At 70.6% G+C, this 20430-nt stretch carries 15 protein-coding genes; 5 read left to right on the top strand and 10 right to left on the bottom strand.

The window, feature by feature from the left end; translation table 11 throughout:
- Positions 1-12: 12 nt before the first annotated feature.
- On the bottom strand, positions 13-1239 hold the full coding sequence (locus AB0G15_RS12820; RefSeq protein ID WP_362838217.1) for an endonuclease/exonuclease/phosphatase family protein: 1227 nt from the start codon (positions 1237-1239) through the stop codon (positions 13-15).
- A gap of 473 nt (positions 1240-1712) precedes the next feature.
- Here AB0G15_RS12820 and AB0G15_RS12815 point away from each other — a divergent pair, with 473 nt between their 5' ends.
- Complete coding sequence (locus AB0G15_RS12815; RefSeq protein WP_362838214.1) at positions 1713-2735, top strand: glycosyltransferase family A protein; 1023 nt, start codon at positions 1713-1715, stop codon at positions 2733-2735.
- 39 nt (positions 2736-2774) lie between these two features.
- Here the strand turns inward: AB0G15_RS12815 and AB0G15_RS12810 are convergent, their stop codons facing one another.
- The 5 genes from AB0G15_RS12810 to AB0G15_RS12790 all read right to left on the bottom strand — a co-directional run bounded on the left by AB0G15_RS12810 (position 2775) and on the right by AB0G15_RS12790 (position 9059).
- The gene (locus tag AB0G15_RS12810) at positions 2775-4031 is read right to left on the bottom strand and encodes a DUF4192 domain-containing protein (RefSeq protein WP_362838211.1); all 1257 of its coding nucleotides are present in this window, start codon (positions 4029-4031) and stop codon (positions 2775-2777) included.
- A gap of 108 nt (positions 4032-4139) precedes the next feature.
- The gene (locus AB0G15_RS12805; RefSeq protein ID WP_362838209.1) at positions 4140-4940 is read right to left on the bottom strand and encodes an EI24 domain-containing protein; all 801 of its coding nucleotides are present in this window, start codon (positions 4938-4940) and stop codon (positions 4140-4142) included.
- Positions 4941-5062: 122 nt separating this feature from the next.
- Positions 5063-5656 (bottom strand): nucleoside triphosphate pyrophosphatase, encoded by a 594-nt coding sequence (locus tag AB0G15_RS12800; RefSeq protein ID WP_362838205.1) that lies wholly within the window; start codon positions 5654-5656, stop codon positions 5063-5065.
- 179 nt (positions 5657-5835) lie between these two features.
- Positions 5836-7845 carry an ATP-dependent zinc metalloprotease FtsH gene (ftsH, locus tag AB0G15_RS12795; RefSeq protein ID WP_362838203.1) on the bottom strand — a complete coding sequence of 670 codons (2010 nt, stop codon included), beginning with the start codon at positions 7843-7845 and terminating at the stop codon, positions 5836-5838.
- 251 nt (positions 7846-8096) lie between these two features.
- Positions 8097-9059 (bottom strand): hypothetical protein, encoded by a 963-nt coding sequence (locus AB0G15_RS12790; RefSeq protein WP_362838200.1) that lies wholly within the window; start codon positions 9057-9059, stop codon positions 8097-8099.
- A gap of 243 nt (positions 9060-9302) precedes the next feature.
- Between AB0G15_RS12790 and AB0G15_RS12785 the strand changes: the two genes are divergently transcribed.
- A complete protein-coding gene (locus AB0G15_RS12785; protein ID WP_362838198.1) occupies positions 9303-10313 on the top strand; it encodes a DUF3616 domain-containing protein in 1011 nt (336 codons plus the stop codon).
- Between the two features lie 100 nt (positions 10314-10413).
- On the opposite strand, the gene AB0G15_RS12780 is transcribed toward AB0G15_RS12785, so the two are convergent.
- Positions 10414-11151 (bottom strand): peptidyl-tRNA hydrolase, encoded by a 738-nt coding sequence (locus AB0G15_RS12780; protein ID WP_362838196.1) that lies wholly within the window; start codon positions 11149-11151, stop codon positions 10414-10416.
- Positions 11148-12500 carry an MFS transporter gene (locus AB0G15_RS12775; protein ID WP_362838193.1) on the bottom strand — a complete coding sequence of 451 codons (1353 nt, stop codon included), beginning with the start codon at positions 12498-12500 and terminating at the stop codon, positions 11148-11150. Before AB0G15_RS12775 ends, AB0G15_RS12780 begins: the two co-directional genes overlap by 4 nt.
- Positions 12501-12821: 321 nt before the next feature.
- Between AB0G15_RS12775 and AB0G15_RS12770 the strand changes: the two genes are divergently transcribed.
- The 3 genes from AB0G15_RS12770 (at position 12822) to AB0G15_RS12760 (ending at position 19215) form a co-directional block, all read left to right on the top strand.
- Positions 12822-14558, top strand: coding sequence for an ABC transporter family substrate-binding protein (locus AB0G15_RS12770; RefSeq protein WP_362838190.1), 1737 nt, complete (start codon positions 12822-12824; stop codon positions 14556-14558).
- A gap of 91 nt (positions 14559-14649) precedes the next feature.
- Complete coding sequence (locus AB0G15_RS12765) at positions 14650-15042, top strand: DUF3224 domain-containing protein (RefSeq protein WP_362838187.1); 393 nt, start codon at positions 14650-14652, stop codon at positions 15040-15042.
- A 531-nt stretch (positions 15043-15573) separates the two neighbouring features.
- On the top strand, positions 15574-19215 hold the full coding sequence (locus tag AB0G15_RS12760; RefSeq protein ID WP_362838185.1) for a CARDB domain-containing protein: 3642 nt from the start codon (positions 15574-15576) through the stop codon (positions 19213-19215).
- Positions 19216-19487: 272 nt separating this feature from the next.
- Here AB0G15_RS12760 and AB0G15_RS12755 read toward each other — a convergent pair whose 3' ends face one another.
- On the bottom strand, positions 19488-19895 hold the full coding sequence (locus tag AB0G15_RS12755; protein WP_362838182.1) for a type II toxin-antitoxin system VapC family toxin: 408 nt from the start codon (positions 19893-19895) through the stop codon (positions 19488-19490).
- A gap of 17 nt (positions 19896-19912) precedes the next feature.
- Complete coding sequence (locus AB0G15_RS12750; protein WP_362838179.1) at positions 19913-20164, bottom strand: hypothetical protein; 252 nt, start codon at positions 20162-20164, stop codon at positions 19913-19915.
- Positions 20165-20430 lie beyond the last annotated feature (266 nt).

Genomic DNA, 20430 nt, shown 5'->3' with positions numbered 1-20430 from the left:
TCCTTCCACGGCTCAGTGGCCGACCGATAGAACCGTTTGCTGAGGACGGTGGTCGGACAGTCCGGCGGCCCCGGGCATCTCGTAGCGGTGCACGACGACGTCCGGTGTGGTGAGCACCCAGTCGATCCGCCAGAGCTCGGCGGTTCCGGCGAGGTAGGTGGCCGGATAGAGGGATGGCAGCGCCCGGGTGTGGTCGACCAGCTTCTCCGGCAGCAGCCCGAGCATCCCCATCGCCGGGGTGGTGTTCAGGTCTCCGGCGAGCATCACCGGGTGGTCGTTCGCCTCGATGTCGGCGCGAAGCGCCCGGTAGCTCGCCTCCCGCCGGCTGTGGGCGTACTGGTTGGAGTCGCGGGTCTCGCCGTCGTACAGCCGCCATCCGGTCGGGGGCTGGTTGATCTGCGTGTTGTAGAAGGAGACGACCGCGCCGTTCACCCGGATGTCGGTGCGCAGCGTCTCGACCGTGTAGGAGGTCGGCCAGTCCCGCATCACCTCCGGGATCGCCTTCTGGTTCGCGGGCAGCCACGGGGTCATGTCGAGCCCGCGCTGCCCGACGACGGGGAGCCGGGAGAGCGTGATCAGCTCCCCGGACGTCGCGACCTCGTATCCCGGGAACTCGCGTCGCAGCTCTGCCGTCTTGTCGATGCGGAGCGCCATGTCGGCGGTCCACTTCGACGCCATCATGTCCCCCGCCGAGGTGTCGACGTAGAGGTACTCCGCGAGCAGGTAGACGTCCGCGTCCATCTCGCGCAGGTAGTCGTAGAAGTTGGGCGAGTAGCTGTTCCCGTCGGAGGTGCGCCAGTCCTGGTCCCAGAACTCGGTGTTCCAGGTGACCACCTTGACGGCCCCGGGCGGAGCCGGCGGCGGGGTGTGCCAGAGGGTCGCCACGTTGATCCCGCTGTGTCCCGCGCCGAGCGCCAGGGTGAGCACCAGCACCGGGATGACCCGCCGGCGGACCGGGCGCGCCAGCGGCGCCACCACCAGCACCAGCGACGGAACCGCCACGAACATGAACGGCGGCATCAGGTCGAGCGGGGCCCACAGCGAGGTGCGGCCGCTCACCAGCAGGTGCGCGACCACGAACAGCAGCCATCCCGTGGTGGCCGTCACCACCAGCCGGGTGCCCAGGCACCACCGCCGCCGCGGCCTGACGAACCGGCCGATGCGAGCCCGCCGGCTGAACGGCTTCCCGGGAGGGACATCCGTCGGCTGATCCTCGGTCATGATGTCCCGGTCGCCCATCAGCACACCACCTCGGCACGTAGGTCAGGCCGGCGAGAGCCATTGACGATCCGCGGTCACTTCCAGCGGCACCTCAACGTACTGACCGGTTCTTGTCGCTTCCTTGTCGTCCGCGCCCCGGACCGCGCAGGCCTCGGCCCCGGACCGCACAAGCCTCGGCCCCGGACCGCGCAGACCTCGGCCCCGGACCGCGCAGACCTCTGCCCCGGACCGCACAAACCTCTGCCCCGGACCGCACGAGCCTCGGTCTCGGACCGCACAAGCCGCACGGAAAGGGAACCGTATGACATGCCGGACCGCACGACAAGAATGAGACAAGCCGCCGAGGCTAGCGTGGGCGGGAAGCAAGGCGGTCGGAGGTCGGGCGACGAGCCACGGCCGGTTGACCGAAGACCCACCGGGGCTGCCCGCCCTGATCATCGGCCGACACCCGGCGGTTCGGAAAGAGCGGCCTTCAGCCAATGGAGCGACCTGTGAATCGAGAACGCCCGCTAGTCTCGGTCATCATCCCCAGCTTCAACCGATCCCACGTGTTACGCCTGTGCCTGCGCGCGCTGGAGAAGCAGACCTACTCCCCCATCGAGGTCATCGTGGTGGACGACTGCGGCACCGAGGACGCGGCGGAGGTGGCGAGGTCGATGGGCGTCACCGTGCTGCGCACCGAGGTCAACAGCGGGGCGTCGACCGCGCGCAACCTCGGCGCGGAGCACTCCCACGGCGAGATCCTGCTCTTCCAGGACGGCGACATCGCCCTCGACCCGGACGCCGTGGAGAACGCGGTGAACATCCTCCAGGCCGAGCCCCGGCTGGGTGCCCTGGGAGGCATCCTGCACCCCGAGCCGCTGGCGGCCCGGACCCTTCCCGCGCAGTATCGCGCGCTGCAGATGTACCACTGGTGGATGCCGACCGACCGTCCGACCCTTGAGCTGCACGCGGCCGTGCTCGCCGTGTCGGCCGAGGTGTTCAAGGAGATCGGCCCTTTCAACCCGCACCTGAGCGACACGGTGTCCGCGGACTATCGCTCCCGGCTGATGCGCAAGGACTACGAGGTGCGCATCACCGCCGCCGTCTGCGGCCGGGCCGACCACGACTCCACGATGCGGATGATCCTGAGCAAGGTGTTCCGGCGCGCACGGGTGAGCGCGCGGGAGTGGACCCGGGGCGAGACGCCGGGCGACTCCGTGCCGCGCGCGTTCGGCGGTGTCCTGCTGGTCGCCGCCGTACCGGCGCTCCTGCTGCCGTTGCTGGCCGGCCCGGCCGGCGCCCTCGTGTCGCCGCTGCTCGTCGCCGCCGCCGTGGTCCTCGACGGCAGCACCTATCGACGGGTTTTCGCCCGCCGGGGCCTCCTCTTCGGCCTCTACTTCAGTGCCGTCCACCTTCTGGTCACCCTCGTGGGAGCGACGGGGGCGGGGGTCGGCGTGCTCCAGCGCCTCCTGCGGAGAGGACGGCCGAGCGTTCCCTGGGTCCCCCAGACAGGCGACCTGAAGAACCGGTGACGCGACCGCCCCTCGTCACCGGGACCGAGGAGACCCCGGTCATCCGGTGGCGCGGGGGCACGAGGAACCGGCGGCCGCCTCGCGGCCGGGGCCGCCGGGCCCTTCCAGCAGCGCGGCCATCGGGAGCAGCCAGGACATCCGGGGACTGCCCATCTCCTGGTCGAGCTCCTCGGGGCTGGGCATCCTGTCGTCGAGCACGTGGGGCGGGACCAGGTGGTGAATCGCGTGCGCGAGCAGGTTGGCCATCGAGTATCCGGGGTCGGCCTCGTGCGCCCGGGCGAGGGCGACGCCCGCCAGCGCGGAGTCTCCCCGCCGCCAGGCGACCAGGCCGAGTAACGAGGCCACCGGAGGCACGAACCTCGGCTCCAGCCTCCGGGTGAGGTCGTGCCAGAGCTTGAGATGCGCGTCGTGGCTCTCGTCGGTGACCAGCGCCCACGCCTCGTCACGGATCCTGATCACCGCCAGGTCGAGCCCCAGCCTGGCCGCCTGGTCCTCGTCGAGCCGTCCTCCCGAGGCGTAGGTGACGACCGCCTCGCGAATCCTGGCCATGCCGTCCGCGACGAACTCCGCCGCGAACCCGTCGGCGTCGTGGCATCCGGCGAGCCTGCCGCGCATCTCCTCCGTGAGACGGCTCGTCGCCTCGCGGATGGCCTCCCGCGCGGGTCCGGTGACCGGATCGAGCGAGCGCTCCAGGGTCTGCCTGTCCGGCAGGGCGACGAGCCCGTGCAGGACCGCCTCCGCCGCGACCGCACCGGCCCGTCGCTCGTACGGCATGCCGTCGGCCGAGCAGCAGTCGGTCCGCGAGCATTCGTACGACCAGTAGCGGCCGTCTTCCACCCGGAGCGCGTCGACGACGGTGAGCCCGCTCCGGCGGAACAGCGCCACGGCCTCGTCGACGGCCGGGGTCACCAGCGGGCCGGCACCGTAACCGACCACGACGACCTCGGTGACGCCCTCTTTCCCGAGGAGCGGGACGATCCGGCCGAGACCACCGGGCCCCAGCGGCAGGTCCCACCGGACGGTGAGATGCAGCCTGCCCCTGGACGGGCTGCCCGTGAGGCCGATGACGACCAGGCTGTCGGCGGGGTGAAACCCCAGCAGGTAGGGAACGGCGCCCAGGACGTCTTCCGTGGAACCGAGCAGGAGCCGGGGCTGCGCGGCGGGCGGGGAGGACGGAGAGGAGGGCGACGGCGCTTCGGGCGCGACCGAGGACCGGGCCGATGGAGACGACGCTTCAGGTGAGACCGGGGACCCGGCGGACGAGGGCTCGGGCGAGGCCGGGGTGTTTGGTGTCATGTCCCGAAGCCTCGCCGGAACCGGACCGCCTCCTTCGCACCGAGCGTCTTTCTGTGGAAAGCCCCCCTCGGCTGTCCACAGGTGAACAGCCGAGGGGGCGGGAACTCCTCAGACACCCCTGTCGACGCGCGGGCTCCCGTCCGTCCTTCCCGCCGGGAGGACGGGCGGCGCCAGGCGGGTGCGGACCATGATGGCCGCGCCCGCCACGGCGGCGGGCATCGCGATCACCGCGACGAACGGGATGAGGAAGAGCAGGAAGAGCAGGACCCCGAAGCCGAGCGCGGGGGCCTTGTTCCCCCTGAGCAGGCCGAAACGTCGCTTGCGCGCCAGTCCCCTGCGCTCGAGGGCCAGCGTGGTCAGCTCGATCGTGAGGAAGAAGCCCGAGACCAGGGCGCCCAGGACCGGCACCACCGTCTGCCCGATCACCGGCACGAAACCGAGGAAGAACAGCGGGATCGTGAACAGCAACAGCCATCCGAGGGTGACGAGACTGTCCCTGATGGATCGGGGGATCGACTTCCACAGCGGGAGGTCGTAGCCGGTCGGCACCTCCCCGTAGGTCTCCTCCACCTTCTCGGAGAGCTTCTCGTAGAAGGGGTCGCCCAGGATGAGGGTGATCGCCGTGAAGGTCACCACCGACAGGATCAGTGCCGCGCCGAAGAGCGCCAGCCCGACCACCGCCCGCAGCGCGGTCCGCGTCGCCTCGCTCCATCCGTCGGCGAACGGCGTGCCCCACGCGGCGATGTCCAGCGCGTTCGTGCCGAGGAAGTAGAGGCCGGTCGCGTAGAGGGCGAACGCGATCAGAGCCGGGATCAACCCGAACAGCCACCAGCGCGGGTGTCGCGCGACCCAGCGCAGTCCCTGGAAGAAGAACCCGATGCCGTCCAGAAAGGAGCGGAAATGACCCATGGCGGAAGATTATCGGGATCGGACGTCACCCGGGAGGGCGCGCCCGACGGCACCGGGAGACGTCAGAGGAACGCCTCCGGAAACCGGGCACCGTGCCTGGCGGGCACACGGGACGGCGGGCGTCAGGGGCGCTGCCAGAGGCCGGGGACGGAGGCTCCGAGGGCGCCGAAGAGGCGGCGGAGCAGGGGCAGGGAGATGCCCAGGACGTTGCCGTGGTCGCCGTCGATGCCGTCGACGAACCAGCCGCCGCGGCCGTCCAGCGTGAAGGCCCCGGCGACGTTGAGGGGCTCACCGCTGGCGACGTAGGCGGCGATCTCGTCGTCTCCGGGGGTGCCGAAGCGCACGACCGTCGCGCCCACCTCCGCCACCTCGCGCCCGTCCGCGGCGTCGATGACGCAGTGGCCGGTGAGCAGGCGGCCCTCGCGCCCGCGCATGTCGCGCCAGCGGGCGACGGCCTCCTCGGGTGAGGACGGCTTGCCGTAGGCCCGTCCGTCGAGTTCGAGCATCGAGTCGCAGCCGATGACCAGCCCCTCGGTCAGATCACCGGCGACCACGGTCGCCTTCGCGCGGGCCAGCGCGAGGCAGAGCTCTCTCGGGCTGTCGGCGGTGATGGCCTCCTCGTCCACACCGCTGACGATCACCTTGGGATCGATTCCGGCGCTGCGGAGCAGGGCGAGGCGGGCGGGCGAGGCGGAGGCGAGGACGATCTGGGTCACGGCGACCGAGCCTAGCGCGACTCCGATCCACGACAGGCACACGGCCCACGACAGAGCATCCGCTCCACGACAGAGCAGCTGGTCCACGACAGAGCACCCCGTCCACGACAGAGCACCCGATCCACGAGAGAGCACCCGATCCACGAGAGAGCACCCGATCCACGACGGGCGCCCGGAGGTCAGCCGTGCGGCGGGGGCGGGAGCCGCGGAGGCGGTTCCGGGGAGGGAATCTCGGCGGCGGTGTTCACCGGGAGCCCGGCTGCGGCGTAGGCCTCGGCCTCGGCCAGGGTCTCGTTCTCCAGCAGGGCGGCGGCGATGCCGTCCAGGCGGCTCCGGTTCTCCGCCTGGACGGCCAGGGCGACCGCGTAGCACTCGTCCACGATGCGCCGTACCTCCTGGTCCACCGCGGCGAGGGTGTCCGGGGCGGCGGCGGGCCGGCCGTCGGCGGCGGCGGGCAGGACGGTCAGCGGGCCGATCCTGGCGGACATGCCCCAGCGGCCGACCATGCCGCGGGCGATCACGGTGACCTGCTCCAGGTCGTTCTCCGAGCCGGTGGTGACCACACCGTAGACGACCTGCTCGGCCGCCATGCCGCCGAGGGCCCCGACGATCCGGTCGCGCAGGTACTTCTCGTCGTAGGCGTACCGGTCGGTGTCGGGCGTGGAGAGCGTGACGCCGAGCGCCCGCCCGCGCGGGATGATCGAGACCTTCCGTACCGGGTCGGCGCCAGGCTGGAGCATGCCGAGCAGCGCGTGGCCCGCCTCGTGGTACGCGGTGCGCCTGCGCTCGTCCTGCGGGATCACGACGGCGCGGGCCGCGCCGAGCAGGATCTTCTCCAGCGCGTCGGCGAAGTCGGCGGCGTCGACCCTGTCGTTGCCCCGCTTGGCGGCGAGCAGCGCCGCCTCGTTGACCAGGTTGGCCAGGTCCGCGCCCGTCATGCCGGGGGTGGTCCTGGCGAGCCGCTCCAGGTCCACGTCGCCGGCGAGCGGCACGCCCCGGCTGTGGACGCGCAGGATCGCCAGCCGCCCCTCGGCGTCCGGCGCGGAGACCACGACGGTACGGTCGAAGCGGCCGGGACGCAGCAGCGCCGGGTCGAGGACCTCCGCCCGGTTGGAGGCGGCGATCACGATGACCCCCTCGGAGCCGGTGAAGCCGTCCATCTCGGTGAGGATCTGGTTCAGGGTCTGCTCGCGCTCGTCGTGGCCGCCGATGGTGCTGCCGCCCCGCACCCTGCCGATCGCGTCGATCTCGTCGATGAAGATGATCGACGGCGCGACCTTGCGGGCCTCGTCGAACAGCTCGCGCACCCGCGAGGCCCCGACCCCCACGATCATCTCGATGAACTCGGAGGCGCTCGCCGAGAAGAAGGGCACGTCGGCCTCCCCCGCCACGGCACGGGCGAGGAGGGTCTTGCCGGTGCCGGGCGGCCCGGAGAGCAGCACGCCCTTGGGCAGTTTCGCCCCCAGCCGCCGGTACTTGTCGGGGTCCTTGAGGTAGTCGACCACCTCGGCGACCTCGTTCTCGACCTCGTCGATGCCCGCGACGTCGTCGAAGTCGACCCGGACCTTGGCCGGTTCCACCGGTTTGGCCGCCCTGGACCTGCCGAGGCCGCCGAGGCCGCCGAGGCCGCCCGTCCCGCCGCCCATCGCGCCGGACGCCGCGCGCCGCACGAGCCAGATCCACAGGCCGCCCAGCAGCAGGACCGGGACCAGGGACAGCAGGAGGTTCGACAGGAGGTTCCCGCCGACGGGCTCGGCCCTGATGTTCGCCTTCGTCGCGAGGAGCTGCTGGTAGAGCCCGGCCCGGTCGGCGAAGACCGGCAGCTCCGTGGAGAACTTGTGGTACGTGACGTTGTCGCTGTCGGGGTCGCGGGCCGCCTTCCTGAGGGTGCCCTGGATCGCGGTGCCCGTGGCGTAGACCTCCTTGACGTTCCCCGCCTGAACCTGCTGGGTGAACTGGGTGTAGGAGATCGGCTCGGTGGGCTCCTCGAAGAACGAGGAGACGATGAAGAAGCCCGCGTAGACGATGACCATGGTCATCAGGAAGCGCACCCAGTTGAACCTCGGGCGCTGCGGGGCGGGCGCCCCGTCGCCGGGCAGGCCCTCGGACCGCCAGGGCTTGGTCTCGTTCCCCTTGTCGGGCGTGTCGGGGCCGGCCCCCTTGCGTTCCTGAGACGCCGGTCGGTTCACGACTTCCCCCTCGACGGCTCGGGGGAGTCGGCCTGGACGGGCGTCCCGGAGGCGCGTCCGGGACGCCCGGCTCGGTCCGGGCCCTCGAACCGGGGCCGCCTTCCGCAGGAGAGCCGGACCCCGCGCCCGGCGAGCGGGCGGGAGGTCGTCACGCGTGCGGCGGCGAAGCGGCCGGCCGTGAAATTCCCCCGAGTTTCACCAGGTCACACGGACAAGGCGATTCCTGCCCAGGTGAGGCTCACTTCAATCTGTCACTTCACCTTGAGGGAGGAGACCGCGGTGTTGATGGCGCGCCAGTACTTGCTCTGGGTGTCGGGGATCGTCGCGAAGAGCATCGCGGGCTTGGCACCGGAGATCTCGGTCACGGCGACGGCGGCCATGGAGGAGCGCGTCTTGCCCTTCAGCTTGTACTTCACCCGGTAGGCGAGCAGCCAGCCGTCCTTGATCGGCTGCGAGGCGGTCCAGGTGATCTTGCCGCCCTTGGGGTGGTGGTTGAGCGTCCACCGGGCGGCCAGCAGCGCGGTGTCCTTGGACTCCTTCTGCACCAGGATCGGCACCGGGCAGGTCGCGAGCATCCCCCGGTGAGCGGCGCCCTTCGCCTTCGGCAGCACCTGCTTGGTGGAGAACGGCGACGCGCCGAAGACCTTCCAGGGCTTGCCCAGGCGGACCAGCGACACGCCCGACTTGCCGTCCTGGACGCGTCGCTTGCTCTTGTACGCCTTGCCGGGGAGGCGGCCGAGCCGCTTGTCACGCGGCAGGTCGGGCACCCGGGGGTCGGCGAGGGCCGCGATGACGGCGCTGCGGTCGGGCGCCGGCTCCGAGCCGTCGGACGGCGAGGAGGGAGCGGCCGTCTCGGCGGGGCTCCCCGAGGGGGACGCCGACGCGGAGGGGGTCTCCGAGGGGGACGCCTGCGCCGACTGCGCGGGGGAGGCCTCGGCGGAGGCCTGGGCGGACGCCTGCTCCGACACCGAGGCGGACGGCTCCGTCGCCGGAGTCGCGGGGACGGACGGCTCCGCCGAGCCTGGACCGGGCGAGGGTGGCGCGGCAGATGGCGCGGCGATCTGCCCCGTCTTTCCCTCGCCCGGTTGATCTGGGGAGCTCGAGGAGACGAAGCCGACCACCGCCGCGACCGCGGCCAGGATCACCGCGAGGCCGACGGCCAGGATGCGGTAGATGACGCGCATCGGCAGGTCGCCGATGCGGGACCGCTTCACGGGGGAATCCGGTAGCTTCGGGGGGCTCTCGGCCACGATTCTCGGCATCTCCGATGTGGCCGCCTCCGCGGTCACGTATGTCGGCGCGGGACCCGTCTCCCGGGTCCCCTGAGTCCCACCCAACCCATCGAGCACGATCGGGAGCGTACGACAAATCCTGTTTTCCCGTGCGGGATCCCCATCACACTTCGGGAACGAGTACCTTCCCCTTCCTCGCGCGAAACACCCTGCGATGATTCCGGGATGTTCGTGGAACGCCAGGTGGAACTCAGGTTCGACGTCTCCTCACGCGAGGCGAGGACGCACACCAACCTGTCGGCCGTGCGCACCGACGCCCTCGGGCTCTGGCTGGCCGGTGACGAGACCGCCACCGTCGAGCATCTGGCGTTCCGCGCCGGGCGCTTCGACGACCAGCGCACCTTCCACCTCGCCGATTTCGTGGACCTGCCGGCCGGGCGCGACGAGGAGGCCGACATCGAGGGCCTGGCCCGGGCGGACGGCTGGCTCTGGGCGATCGGGTCGCACAGCCTCAAGCGCAGGCGGGTCAAGAAGGGGCATCCGCCGGACAAGGCCCGCCGCCGTCTCGGCAGCGTGGTGCGCGAGGAGAACCGCTACATCCTCGTACGGCTGCCGCTCGTCGGCGCCACCCCTGCCCGCGAGGACGGCTCCCGCAGGGCGGAGATCCTGGCGGGTCCCGGCCGGAACCTGGCCGACCTGCTGGCGGACGATCCGCACCTCGCCCCCTTCGTGACGATTCCCAGCAAGGACAACGGGCTGGACATCGAGGGCATCGCCGTGCTCGACGGCCGCCTGTTCGTCGGCCTGCGCGGCCCGGTGCTGCGCGGCTGGGCCGCGATGCTGGAGATCCGGCCGGAGAGCGACCCCCGGCGTCCCGGCAGCCTGAGGCTCGCCCCCATCGACGGCAGGCCCTACCGGACGCACTTTTTGAACCTCGGCGGGCTCGGTGTCCGCGACATGTGCCCGCACCGGGGCGGGTTGCTGATCCTCGCGGGGCCGACCATGAGCCTGGACGGCCCGGTCCGGGTGCTGCGCTGGGACCCGGAGGACGAACCATCGGTACGGCACGAGCTGGAGCTCGTCGGCGACCTGCCGCACGGGAACGGGAACGACCACCCGGAGGGGATCACCGTGCTCGACGGCGAGCGCCTCCTGGTGGTCCACGACAGCCCGTCGGCGGCGCGGCTCACCCCCGAGGGCGGCGTGCTCGCCGACATCGTCAGGATGCCCCGCTGACCGCTCGTCCCCCGGACCTGGCCACCGCCCGTTCCCCCGTGGACGCCGGCGCCCTCATGCCGGTCACCCGCCGATCACCGGCTCATGCGTCGCCCGCCGATCACCGGCCGTCCCCGCGCAGCCAGGGAGCGTCCGCGACGACCGTGCGTGAGCCCGGCTCGATCTCGGTGAACCCGGCGTCCCTGACCACCGGCAGGCCCGAGGCGACCAGCCCGGCCCACGCGGCGGGATCGGCGGTCCGCACCGAGGCCGCCAGGCCCTTGTCCCGCCACGCCCGCCTGGCGTCGTCCCCGCTCGCCTGCCAGGCGAGCTGGGCGGCGTGCCCGGCCTGGGCCATGGCCTTGCCCGCCGACATCGTCAGCCCGGGGTTGAGCCACAGCACCACGTCCCCCGGCGGTCCCGGATCGGAGGGGTCGGCGAGCTCGGTCCCGGACACCTGAAGCCTGAAGAGATCCCTGGGCCAGCCGTCCAGCGGGACCGGCGGGTGGACGCGGACCTCTGCGGTGCCCGAGGTGACGGTGACACCGGGCAGGTCGAGCACCCGGCGCCACTCCGCCCCGCGCGCCCGCCGGACGACCTTCCTGAACCGGCTGCCGTCCCAGGCCCGTACGGCCTCGGCCCACTCGCCGCCGTCGAGGGCGCGCGGGTCGTCGAGCAGTGCCAGCACGGCCAGGGCCGCCGCCTCCAGGGCGTCGGTCCGCGCGGGCGGCGCGGAGCGCTCGATCCGCACCACGAGCGGGAGGACCTTCCGGTCCCGGTCCCTGCCCTCGCCGTCCTCGCCGTCCCTGCCCTCGCCGTCTCCGCCGGCCGTCGCCGCTGCCCCGCCTCGTTCTCTCACGCCTTCAAGGATGCCTGCTCCTCGGTGGTGGCCTCTCCCGTGCCAGGCGTCACGGTGACGGGCTTCCCGGTGACGGGCTTCCCGGTGACGGGCTTCCTGGTGATGGCGATCGACATGACGGCGGCGGCGAGGCAGAGGAGGCCCGCGGCGTACCAGGCGAGGTCGTAGGCGCCGAAGTGGTCGCGGGTGACTCCCGCGGCGACCGCGGCGATCGCGGCGCCGACCTGGTGGGAGGCGAAGACCCAGCCGAACACCACGGCCCCGTCGGGACCGTAGATCTGGCGGCACAGGGCGACGGTCGGCGGGACCGTGGCCACCCAGTCGAGGCCGTAGAAGATGATGAAGACGAGCATGCTGGGCTCGGCGGTCGCCCCGAACAGGCTCGGCAGGGCCATCAGCGACAGGCCGCGCAGGCCGTAGTAGGCGCCGAGGAGGACGCGCGAGTCGACCCGGTCGCTCAGCCAGCCGGACGCGACGGTGCCGACCACGTCGAAGATCCCGACCAGGGCGAGCAGCCCCGCGGCGACCGGCTCTGCCATGCCGTGGTCGTGGGCCGCGGGGATGAAGTGGGTGCCCACCAGGCCGTTGGTGCTCATCCCGCAGATCGCGAACCCCCCGGCGAGCAGCCAGAAGGGACGCGTACGCGCCGCGCTCCGCAACACTCCGAGGGCGCGTGAGGCGGCACCTCCGGCCCGCGCCGGCCAGACCGCCGGGGGCGCGGCGGGGTCGGCGCCGAGGGCGGTGGTGCCCACGTCCTCGGGCCGGTCGCGCAGCAGGAACCAGACCAGGGGGACCACGACGAGGGCGGCGACGGCGACCGTGACGGCGGCCGACCGCCAGCCCCTGTCCGCCGCCAGGTGCGCGAGGACCGGCAGGAAGACGAGCTGCCCGGTCGCGCCGCCCGCCGTGAGCACGCCGGTGACGAGGCCGCGGTGGCGGACGAACCAGCGTTCGGTGAGGGTGGCGGCGAAGACCAGGGCCATCGAGCCGGTACCGAGACCGACCAGCACGCCCCAGCACAGGATGAGCTGCCAGGGGGCGTTCATCAGGATGGTGAGCCCGCTGCCCGCGGCGACCAGCAGCAGGGCGTACGTCACGACCCTGCGCATGCCGAAGCGGTCCATGAGGGCGGCGGCGAAGGGCGCGGTCAGCCCGTACAGCATGAGGTTGACCGAGACGGCCAGTGAGATCGTGCCCCGGGACCAGCCGAACTCCTCCTGGAGCGGTGTGATCAGCACGCCGGGCGTCGCCCGGAACCCGGCCGCGCCGAGGATTGCCACGAACGCGACTCCCGCCACGATCCAGGCGCGGTGCAGCCCGCGTTCGGGCGCCCGAGGGGTCGTTGTCATGCGCTCCATAATCGAGGGACGGCACACGGGCCCACGAGTGGCCCGAGTGCCAATAACCGCAAGAATCAGGCCACGGCCCTTCTCGCGGGACATGCCCGCGCCCCAGGCCCGTGATCCGGACCCGTGAGACGGCTATCTCACATATTGGGTAAATTCGCTCAAAGGTTGTGTTTTTTCTATTCTCCTCATTTGAGGGTCTCGCGTTCGGCATGGTTATGGGGAGACGCGATGCCGGTCCGGGTTCCGCCCGGCCACACGAAGTGACGATGCTCGACCGGTACGGGGACAGACCGGGGACCGGGCGATCGAAGGAGTGGTGCCGTGTTCCACGCACGAATGCCGGGAAGGTTCCTGGCACTGCTCGCGAGTGGCGCGCTCCTGCTGAGCGCCTGCGCGGACACCGGCCCGGCGGACGACCCCGCGGCCTCCGGCTCGGAGTCGGCCCTGCCGAGCGAGACCATCACCTACGCGTACGAGCAGGAGTTCCACTCCTACAACAACAACACCACCGCCGAGAACGCCACGCGCAACGCCGCTCCCCTGCAGCGGGTGCTGACGGGCTTCTGGTTCTACGGCGACAAGGGCGCGATCACCCCCGACAAGGACTTCGGGACGTACGAGAAGGTCTCCGACGACCCGCTGAGCGTCGAGTACACCATCAACGACAAGGCGGTCTGGTCGGACGGCGTCCCGATCGACTGCGACGACGTCATGCTGTGGTGGGCCTTCCGGTCCGGCAAGGTCAGGGGCTTCGCCTCCGCCGACACCACCGGCCTGCGGGACACCAAGGTGCCCGACTGCCGCAAGGGCGAAAAGAAGTTCACCCTGGTCTACGACAAGCCGTTCGCGGACTGGGTGGCCGGGGGTCCGGGCGCGACCGAGATGATGCCCGCCCATGTGGTCGCCAAGCAGGACGGCCTGTCCGAGGAGGACTTCATCGCGGCGGTCAGGGAGGGCGACTCCAGGAGGATCGCGAAGGGCATCACGTTCTTCAACGACGGCTGGGTCTCCGAGGGCAGGCTGCCCGACGCCGAGCTGATCCCGTCCTCGGGGCCGTACAAGCTCTCCAAGCTGGACGCCGGGCAGCGGCTGACCCTGGTCGCCAACGACAGGTGGTGGGGCACCCCGGCCGCGACCCCGACGATCGTCGAGCGCTTCATCACCCTCGACGAGCAGGCCCAGGCGCTGCAGAACCGCGAGGTCCAGATCGTCGAGCCGCAGCCGGGACCCGACGTGCTCAGGCAGCTGCAGTCGCTGCGCGGCGTGGAGGTCGACGTCTTCGAGAAGTACACCTACGAGCACCTGGACTTCAACTTCGACTCCAGCCCGTTCAGGGACAGGAGGCTGCGCGAGGCGTTCGCCAGGTGCGTGCCCAGGCAGCTCATCGTCAACACCCTGATCGGGCCCGTCTCCCCCTCCGCCAAGCCCCTGCAGGTCCGTACCGTGGCCCCGTTCCAGGCCAACAGCGCGAGGGTCGTCGCGGCCAGCGGCAGCGCGGGCGCGTACGCGCGGCAGGACATCGCGGGCGCCAGGGCACTGCTGCGGGAGGCGGGCAGGACGGGCCTGGAGGTCAGCATCGGCTACCAGACCCCCAACCCGCGCCGTACCGCGGCGGTGCAGCTCATCATCGACGCCTGCAACAAGGCCGGTTTCAAGGTCGTCGACAAGGGTTCCGAGGACTTCCTCGGCACCGTGATGCCGGCCAACGGCTACGACGTGGCCCTGTTCGCCTGGTCGGGCTCCGCCCTGGTCAGCGGCTGGGCCTCCAACTTCACCTCGCCGGGAAAGTGCGACGCCCAGAACAAGGGCAACAACAACGGCTGCTACTCAAGCAGGCAGGTCGACCGGCTCATCGCGAAGCTGAACTCGACGGTGGACCTGGCGGCCCAGGACCCGATCATCGGCGCGATCGAGAAGCGGCTCTGGAGCGATCTGGCCACCATCCCGCTGTTCCAGCACCCGGGCCTCAGCGCGTGGAACGAGACGCTCCGGAACGTCGTCCCCAACCCCGCGCAGTCGACCATCACCTGGAACATGGACAAGTGGAGGCTGTCCTAGGGAGTCCGGAGCGGGCCCGTATCTGACATCAGATGGCAGGTACGGTCGCCAGGATGGGCGCGAGATCCGGAATTCCACAAGGGAGCCCCACATGCCTCGCGCCACAGGAACCTTCACCATCGACAGCTGGGATCCACAGCCCTACGACGAGGCCGAGGGAGCCACGCTCTCCCGCGTCCACATCACCAAGACCTTCGACGGTGACCTGGTGGGCACCAGCACCACCGACATCATCACCGCGATCTCCCAGGTCGAGACGTCGGCGGCCTACGCCGGCTTCGAGCGCTTCACCGGCACCGCGCACGGCCGCAAGGGCACCTTCGTGCTCCACCACACGGCCACGGGCCACGCGGGCGAGTCGGCGCTGAGCTGGACGATCCTCCCCGACTCCGGTACCGGCGAGTTGTCGGGCATCCGGGGCGGCGGCCAGATCGTCAACGACGACGGCGCCCACTCCTTCCACCTCGACTACGAACTGGGCTGAGAACGGCCGCCCCCGCGCGCGCCGGCGGACGGCGGGCGACGCGCGGGGGCGCCTCCTCCCCCCGCCGAGGCCGGCGATCCGGCCGTCCGGCGTGCGAGACCGGTGCCCGCATCCCGGTGACCCACGCCCGGCGCTCACAGACCGGCGCCGTGACCCCGCGCCCGTGACCCCGCGCCCGTGACCCGGCGCCCATATGCCCGCGCTCACAGGTGCCCGCGCTCACAGGCCCATGCCCGCGCCCGGCGGCCACGGACACGGCCCGGCATTCACGGCCGTTCTGACCCCTTGTCACATCTCGCGTCGAACCGGTTGAGAAAGCTGCTTCCCAGCCGTTGACGCGCCTGTAGCACGTATGTAACATTTGGCCAAAGTCATGCAAGAATATTGCAATCTGTTGTTCAGTTTCTTGCTATTCCTCGCAACTCTCCAGGGATGCACTGCGTCGTGCACCTGCCCCCCATTACGTGTGCGGTGAAGGCGCAGCCTTCACGCCTCGGCCCTGCCGTGCCCGACGAGAGAAGAAGAGCGCGAATGAGAATGCTGTACAGACCGTTACGGCTGGTGGCGACCATGATCGCCGCCGCCGGCCTGCTCATGGTGGGGTCGGTCGTCCCGGCCTCCGCCGCGGCCGGCCCCAATCTGTCGCCGGGCAAGGCGACCCTGGCGAGCAGCTCCACGGGCGGCCAGGCGGTGTCCGCCATCAACGACGGGAACCAGTCCACCTACTGGGAAAGCGCCAACAACAGCTTCCCGCAGTGGGCGCGGATCGACCTCGGCACCGCCACGAGCGTCGACCAGATCGTCCTGAAGCTGCCCCCGCCGGCCGTCTGGGAGACCCGCACCCAGACGCTCTCGGTCCAGGGCGGCGCCGACGGCAACACCTTCAGCACGGTCGTGGGCTCGGCGGCCTACACGTTCAACCCGGCGACCGGCAACACCGTCACGATCAACTTCGGCGCCGCGACCCACCGCTACTGGCGTGTCAACATCACCGCCAACACCGGCTGGCCCGCCGCGCAGATCTCCGAGTTCGAGATCTACGGAGCCACCGCCGGCGGTGACAACCAGAACCCGTCGGCCCCCGGCAATCTCTCCTACACCCAGCCGGCCACCGGTCAGATCAGGCTGGCCTGGAACGCCTCCACGGACAACGTGGGCGTCACCGGGTACGACATCTACGCCAACAACCAGCTGCGGGGCAGCGTCGGCAACGTGCTGACCTACACCGACACCCAGCCGGCGTCGGCGACCGTGACGTACTTCGTACGGGCCAAGGACGCGGCGGGCAACCAGTCGGCCAACAGCAACTCCGTGACCCGCAACGGCACCGGCGACCCCGGCACGAACCTGGCGATCGGCAAGGAGATGGTCGCGTCAGGCCACGTGCACTCGTTCGTCGCCGCCAACGCGAACGACAACAACCTGGCCACCTACTGGGAGGCCAACTCCGGCGCGTTCCCGAACACGCTGACCGCCAGGCTCGGAGCCAACGCCGGCGTCACCTCTGTCGTGGTGAAACTCAACCCCGACTCCGCGTGGGGCACCCGGACGCAGAACATCCAGGTCCTGGGCCGTGAGCAGAACGCCACCGGCTACACCAGCCTGGTGGCGGCGCAGAACCACACGTTCAACCCGGCCTCCGGCAACTCGGTGACGATCACCTTCGACGCCACCGTCGCCGACGTCCAGCTGAGGTTCACCGGCAACAGCGGCGCGCCCGGCGGCCAGGTCGCCGAGTTCCAGGTCATCGGCGTCCCCGCGCCGAACCCCGACCTCACGGTCACGAACCTCTCGTGGACCCCGGCGTCCCCGAGCGAGGCCGGCGCGATCACGCTGTCGGCCACGGTCAGGAACGCGGGCAACGCCGCCTCCCCGGCGGACAGCGTCAACCTCAACCTCGACGGCACCCTCGCCGGCACCGTCGCCGTCCCCGCACTGGCCGCCGGCGCCACCGCCACGGTGACCCACAACATCGGCACCCGAGGCGAGGGCAGCTACACGGTCAGCGCCAGGGTCGACGCGGACAACTCGGTCTTCGAGCAGAACGAGGGCAACAACACCCTCACCGCCTCGTCGCCGCTGGTGGTCGCGCAGGCTCCCGGCCCCGACCTGCAGGTCCTCGGCGTCACCTCCAGCCCGCAGAACCCGGCCGTCGGCGCGCCGGTCACGTTCACCGTGGCCGTGAAGAACCGGGGAACCTCCGCGACGGGCGCGACCACGGTCACCCGGGTCGCGGTGGGCGGCACCACGCTCAACGGCAACACCGCGTCGATCGCCGCGGGCGCGACGGCCAACGTGGCCGTCAGCGGGAGCTGGACCGCCACCAGCGGCGGCGCCACCATCACCGCCACCGCCGACGCGACCAACACCGTCACCGAGACGAACGAGAACAACAACACGTTCTCGCAGGCGATCGTGGTCGGGCGCGGCGCGGCCGTCCCGTACGTCGAGTACGAGGCCGAGGCCGCCAACTACCAGGGCACCCTGCTGGAGACCGACCCGCTGCGCACCTTCGGGCACACCAACTTCGCCACCGAGTCCTCGGGCCGCAAGTCGGTGCGGCTGAACAGCACGGGCCAGTTCGTCGAGTTCACCTCGACCACCCCCTCCAACTCGATCGTGGTCCGCAACTCCATCCCCGACGCGGCGGGCGGCGGCGGCATCGAGGCCACCATCAGCCTCTACATCAACGGCACCTTCTCCAGGAAGCTGACCCTCTCCTCGCGCCACAGCTGGCTGTACGGGAACACCGACGGCCCCGAGGCGCTGTCGAACACCCCCCAGGCCGACGCCCGGAGGTTGTTCGACGAGTCGCACGCGCTGCTCTCGCAGAGCTACCCGGCCGGCACCAAGTTCAAGCTGCAGCGCGACGCGGGCGACACGGCCTCGTTCTACGTCATCGACCTGATCGACCTGGAGCAGGTGGCGCCGCCGACGAGTCAGCCGGCCGGCTGCACCTCGATCACGAACTACGGCGCGGTGCCCAACGACGGTCTCGACGACACGGCCGCCATCCAGCGGGCGGTGACGGACGACCAGAACGGCGTCATCAGCTGCGTGTGGATCCCGGCGGGACAGTGGCGCCAGGAGCAGAAGATCCTCACCGACGACCCGCTGAACCGGGGTCAGTGGAACCAGGTGGGCATCAGCAACGTCACGATCCGCGGCGCGGGCATGTGGCACTCCCAGCTGTACACCCTGACCGAGCCGCAGGACGTGGTGGGCGGAATCAACCACCCGCACGAGGGCAACTTCGGCTTCGACATCGACAGCAACACCCAGATCTCCGACATCGCCATCTTCGGCTCGGGCCGCATCCGCGGCGGAGACGGCAACGACGAGGGCGGAGTGGGCCTGAACGGCCGGTTCGGCGAGAACACCAAGATCACCAACGTGTGGATCGAGCACGCCAACGTGGGCGCCTGGGTCGGCCGCGACTACGACAACATCCCGGCCCTGTGGGGCCCCGGCGACAACCTGCTGTTCAGCGGCATGCGCATCCGCAACACCTACGCCGACGGCATCAACTTCACCAACGGCACGCGGAACTCGCGGGTGTTCAACTCCTCGTTCCGCAACACCGGTGACGACGCCCTGGCGATCTGGGCCAACCAGGCGGTGAAGGACCGGGTCGTCGACAACACGCACGACAACCACTTCGTCAACAACACCATCCAGCTGCCCTGGCGGGCGAACGGCATCGCGATCTACGGCGGTTACGACAACTCCGCCGAGAACAACCTGATCTACGACACCATGAACTACCCGGGCATCATGCTGGCGACCGACCACAGCCCCCTGCCCTTCTCGGGGACCACGCTGCTCGCCAACAACGGGCTGTACCGCACGGGTGGCGCCTTCTGGAACGAGGACCAGGAGTTCGGGGCGATCACGTTGTTCCCGCAGGGCAGCGACATCACCGGTGTCACCGTCCGCGACACCGACATCTCCGACTCGACCTACGACGGCATCCAGTTCAAGACGGGCGGCGGCAACATGCCGAACGTCGCGATCACCAATGTGAAGATCGACAAATCCAACAACGGGGCCGGGATCCTGGCCATGAGCGGCGCCCGCGGCAACGCGATCCTGTCGAACGTGACCATCACCAACTCGGCCGACGGCAACATCGTGAGGCAGCCGGGGACGACCTTCGTGATCACCGGCAACTGATTCTTCCGATGAACGCCCCGATGCCCCCTCATCCGGGGGCCGGTACCTGAAAGACGACCGGCCATGTGGCGTGCTCCCCGGGGAGCACGCTCATGGCTGGTCGGTCGATCCCGGTGAATCCCCCGCGATCCCTCCGGACGAACGACGAAGGGGCCCGCCGGGAGCAGGCTTTCCGCCTGCGACCAGCGAACCCCGGTCACCGAAGTGGACCTGATGCCTGCTCACTCGAACATCTCCGCCGCAAGGGGCAGACCCGCCCCACGTGCCCACGGCTAACCTGTCGCGCCATAAGGGCGTGTCACGGCGAACACGTCCACCATCCGTTCCAGGCCGTCGAAGTCCTTGGGGTTGGCGGTGAACAGCGGCAGCTCATTGCTGGCGGCCGTCGCGGCGATCATCAAGTCAGCGGTCCGGCTTCGCGGTTGCCGGCCCTGCGCGTACACGACGGCGCAGATCTGCCCGAACATCCGGGCCGCCTCGGCGTCGTACGGCAGCGGGTCGCCGAAAGCCGCTTCGGCATACTGCAGCACCGCGATCCTTCCCGCCCGCTTGACCGGATCATCGGTGGCGTACGGACCACGCGACAGCTCGCCGAGCGTGACGGCCGTGATCGCCGACTCAGCCGGCAGCTCGGCAGGGTCGAAGAGCTTGAAGGCGGCCACGATATTGGTGTCCAGCACGCCTCGCTCGTGCCGGATCACAGACCGGTCCCGTCGAGCGGATCGCGTAGTTCGTCATCGATCACGGTGTCCAGATCGGCCCGCACCTGGTCCCAGTCGACAGCCGGAGCGGTGGCGAAGACGGCTTGCGCCTCGGCCGTGGGAACGAACCGGCGGCGCTTGATCGGCTTCACCTCCGCGAGCGGCTCACCGTTGATCGTCAAGATGTATCGCCTCCCCTCGCGCAGGCCGCGCGTGATACTGCCGGAGTCGTTGACGAACTGGCGCACGCTCACTTCGGTCGGGCGAGACCTCGGAGCATCCATGACTCAACCGTACCTCGACGTACCACGGTCGATGGGAAGATCCCCTTCCCCGGCCCGGGAGCAGACTTTCCGCCTGCGAACAGCGGACCCCAGTCACCACATTCGGGGGGCTCGGGGGTCACTCCCCCGGCAGAGACGACGAAGGGGCCCGCGGGAAGCAGGCTATGCCTGCGAACAGCGGACCCCAGTCACCACATTCGGGGGGCTCGGGGGTCACTCCCCCGGATAAA

Source organism: Streptosporangium sp. NPDC023825 (assembly GCF_040639575.1).
Taxonomy (GTDB): domain Bacteria; phylum Actinomycetota; class Actinomycetes; order Streptosporangiales; family Streptosporangiaceae; genus Streptosporangium.
This window is presented reverse-complemented; position numbering and strand designations above follow the sequence as displayed.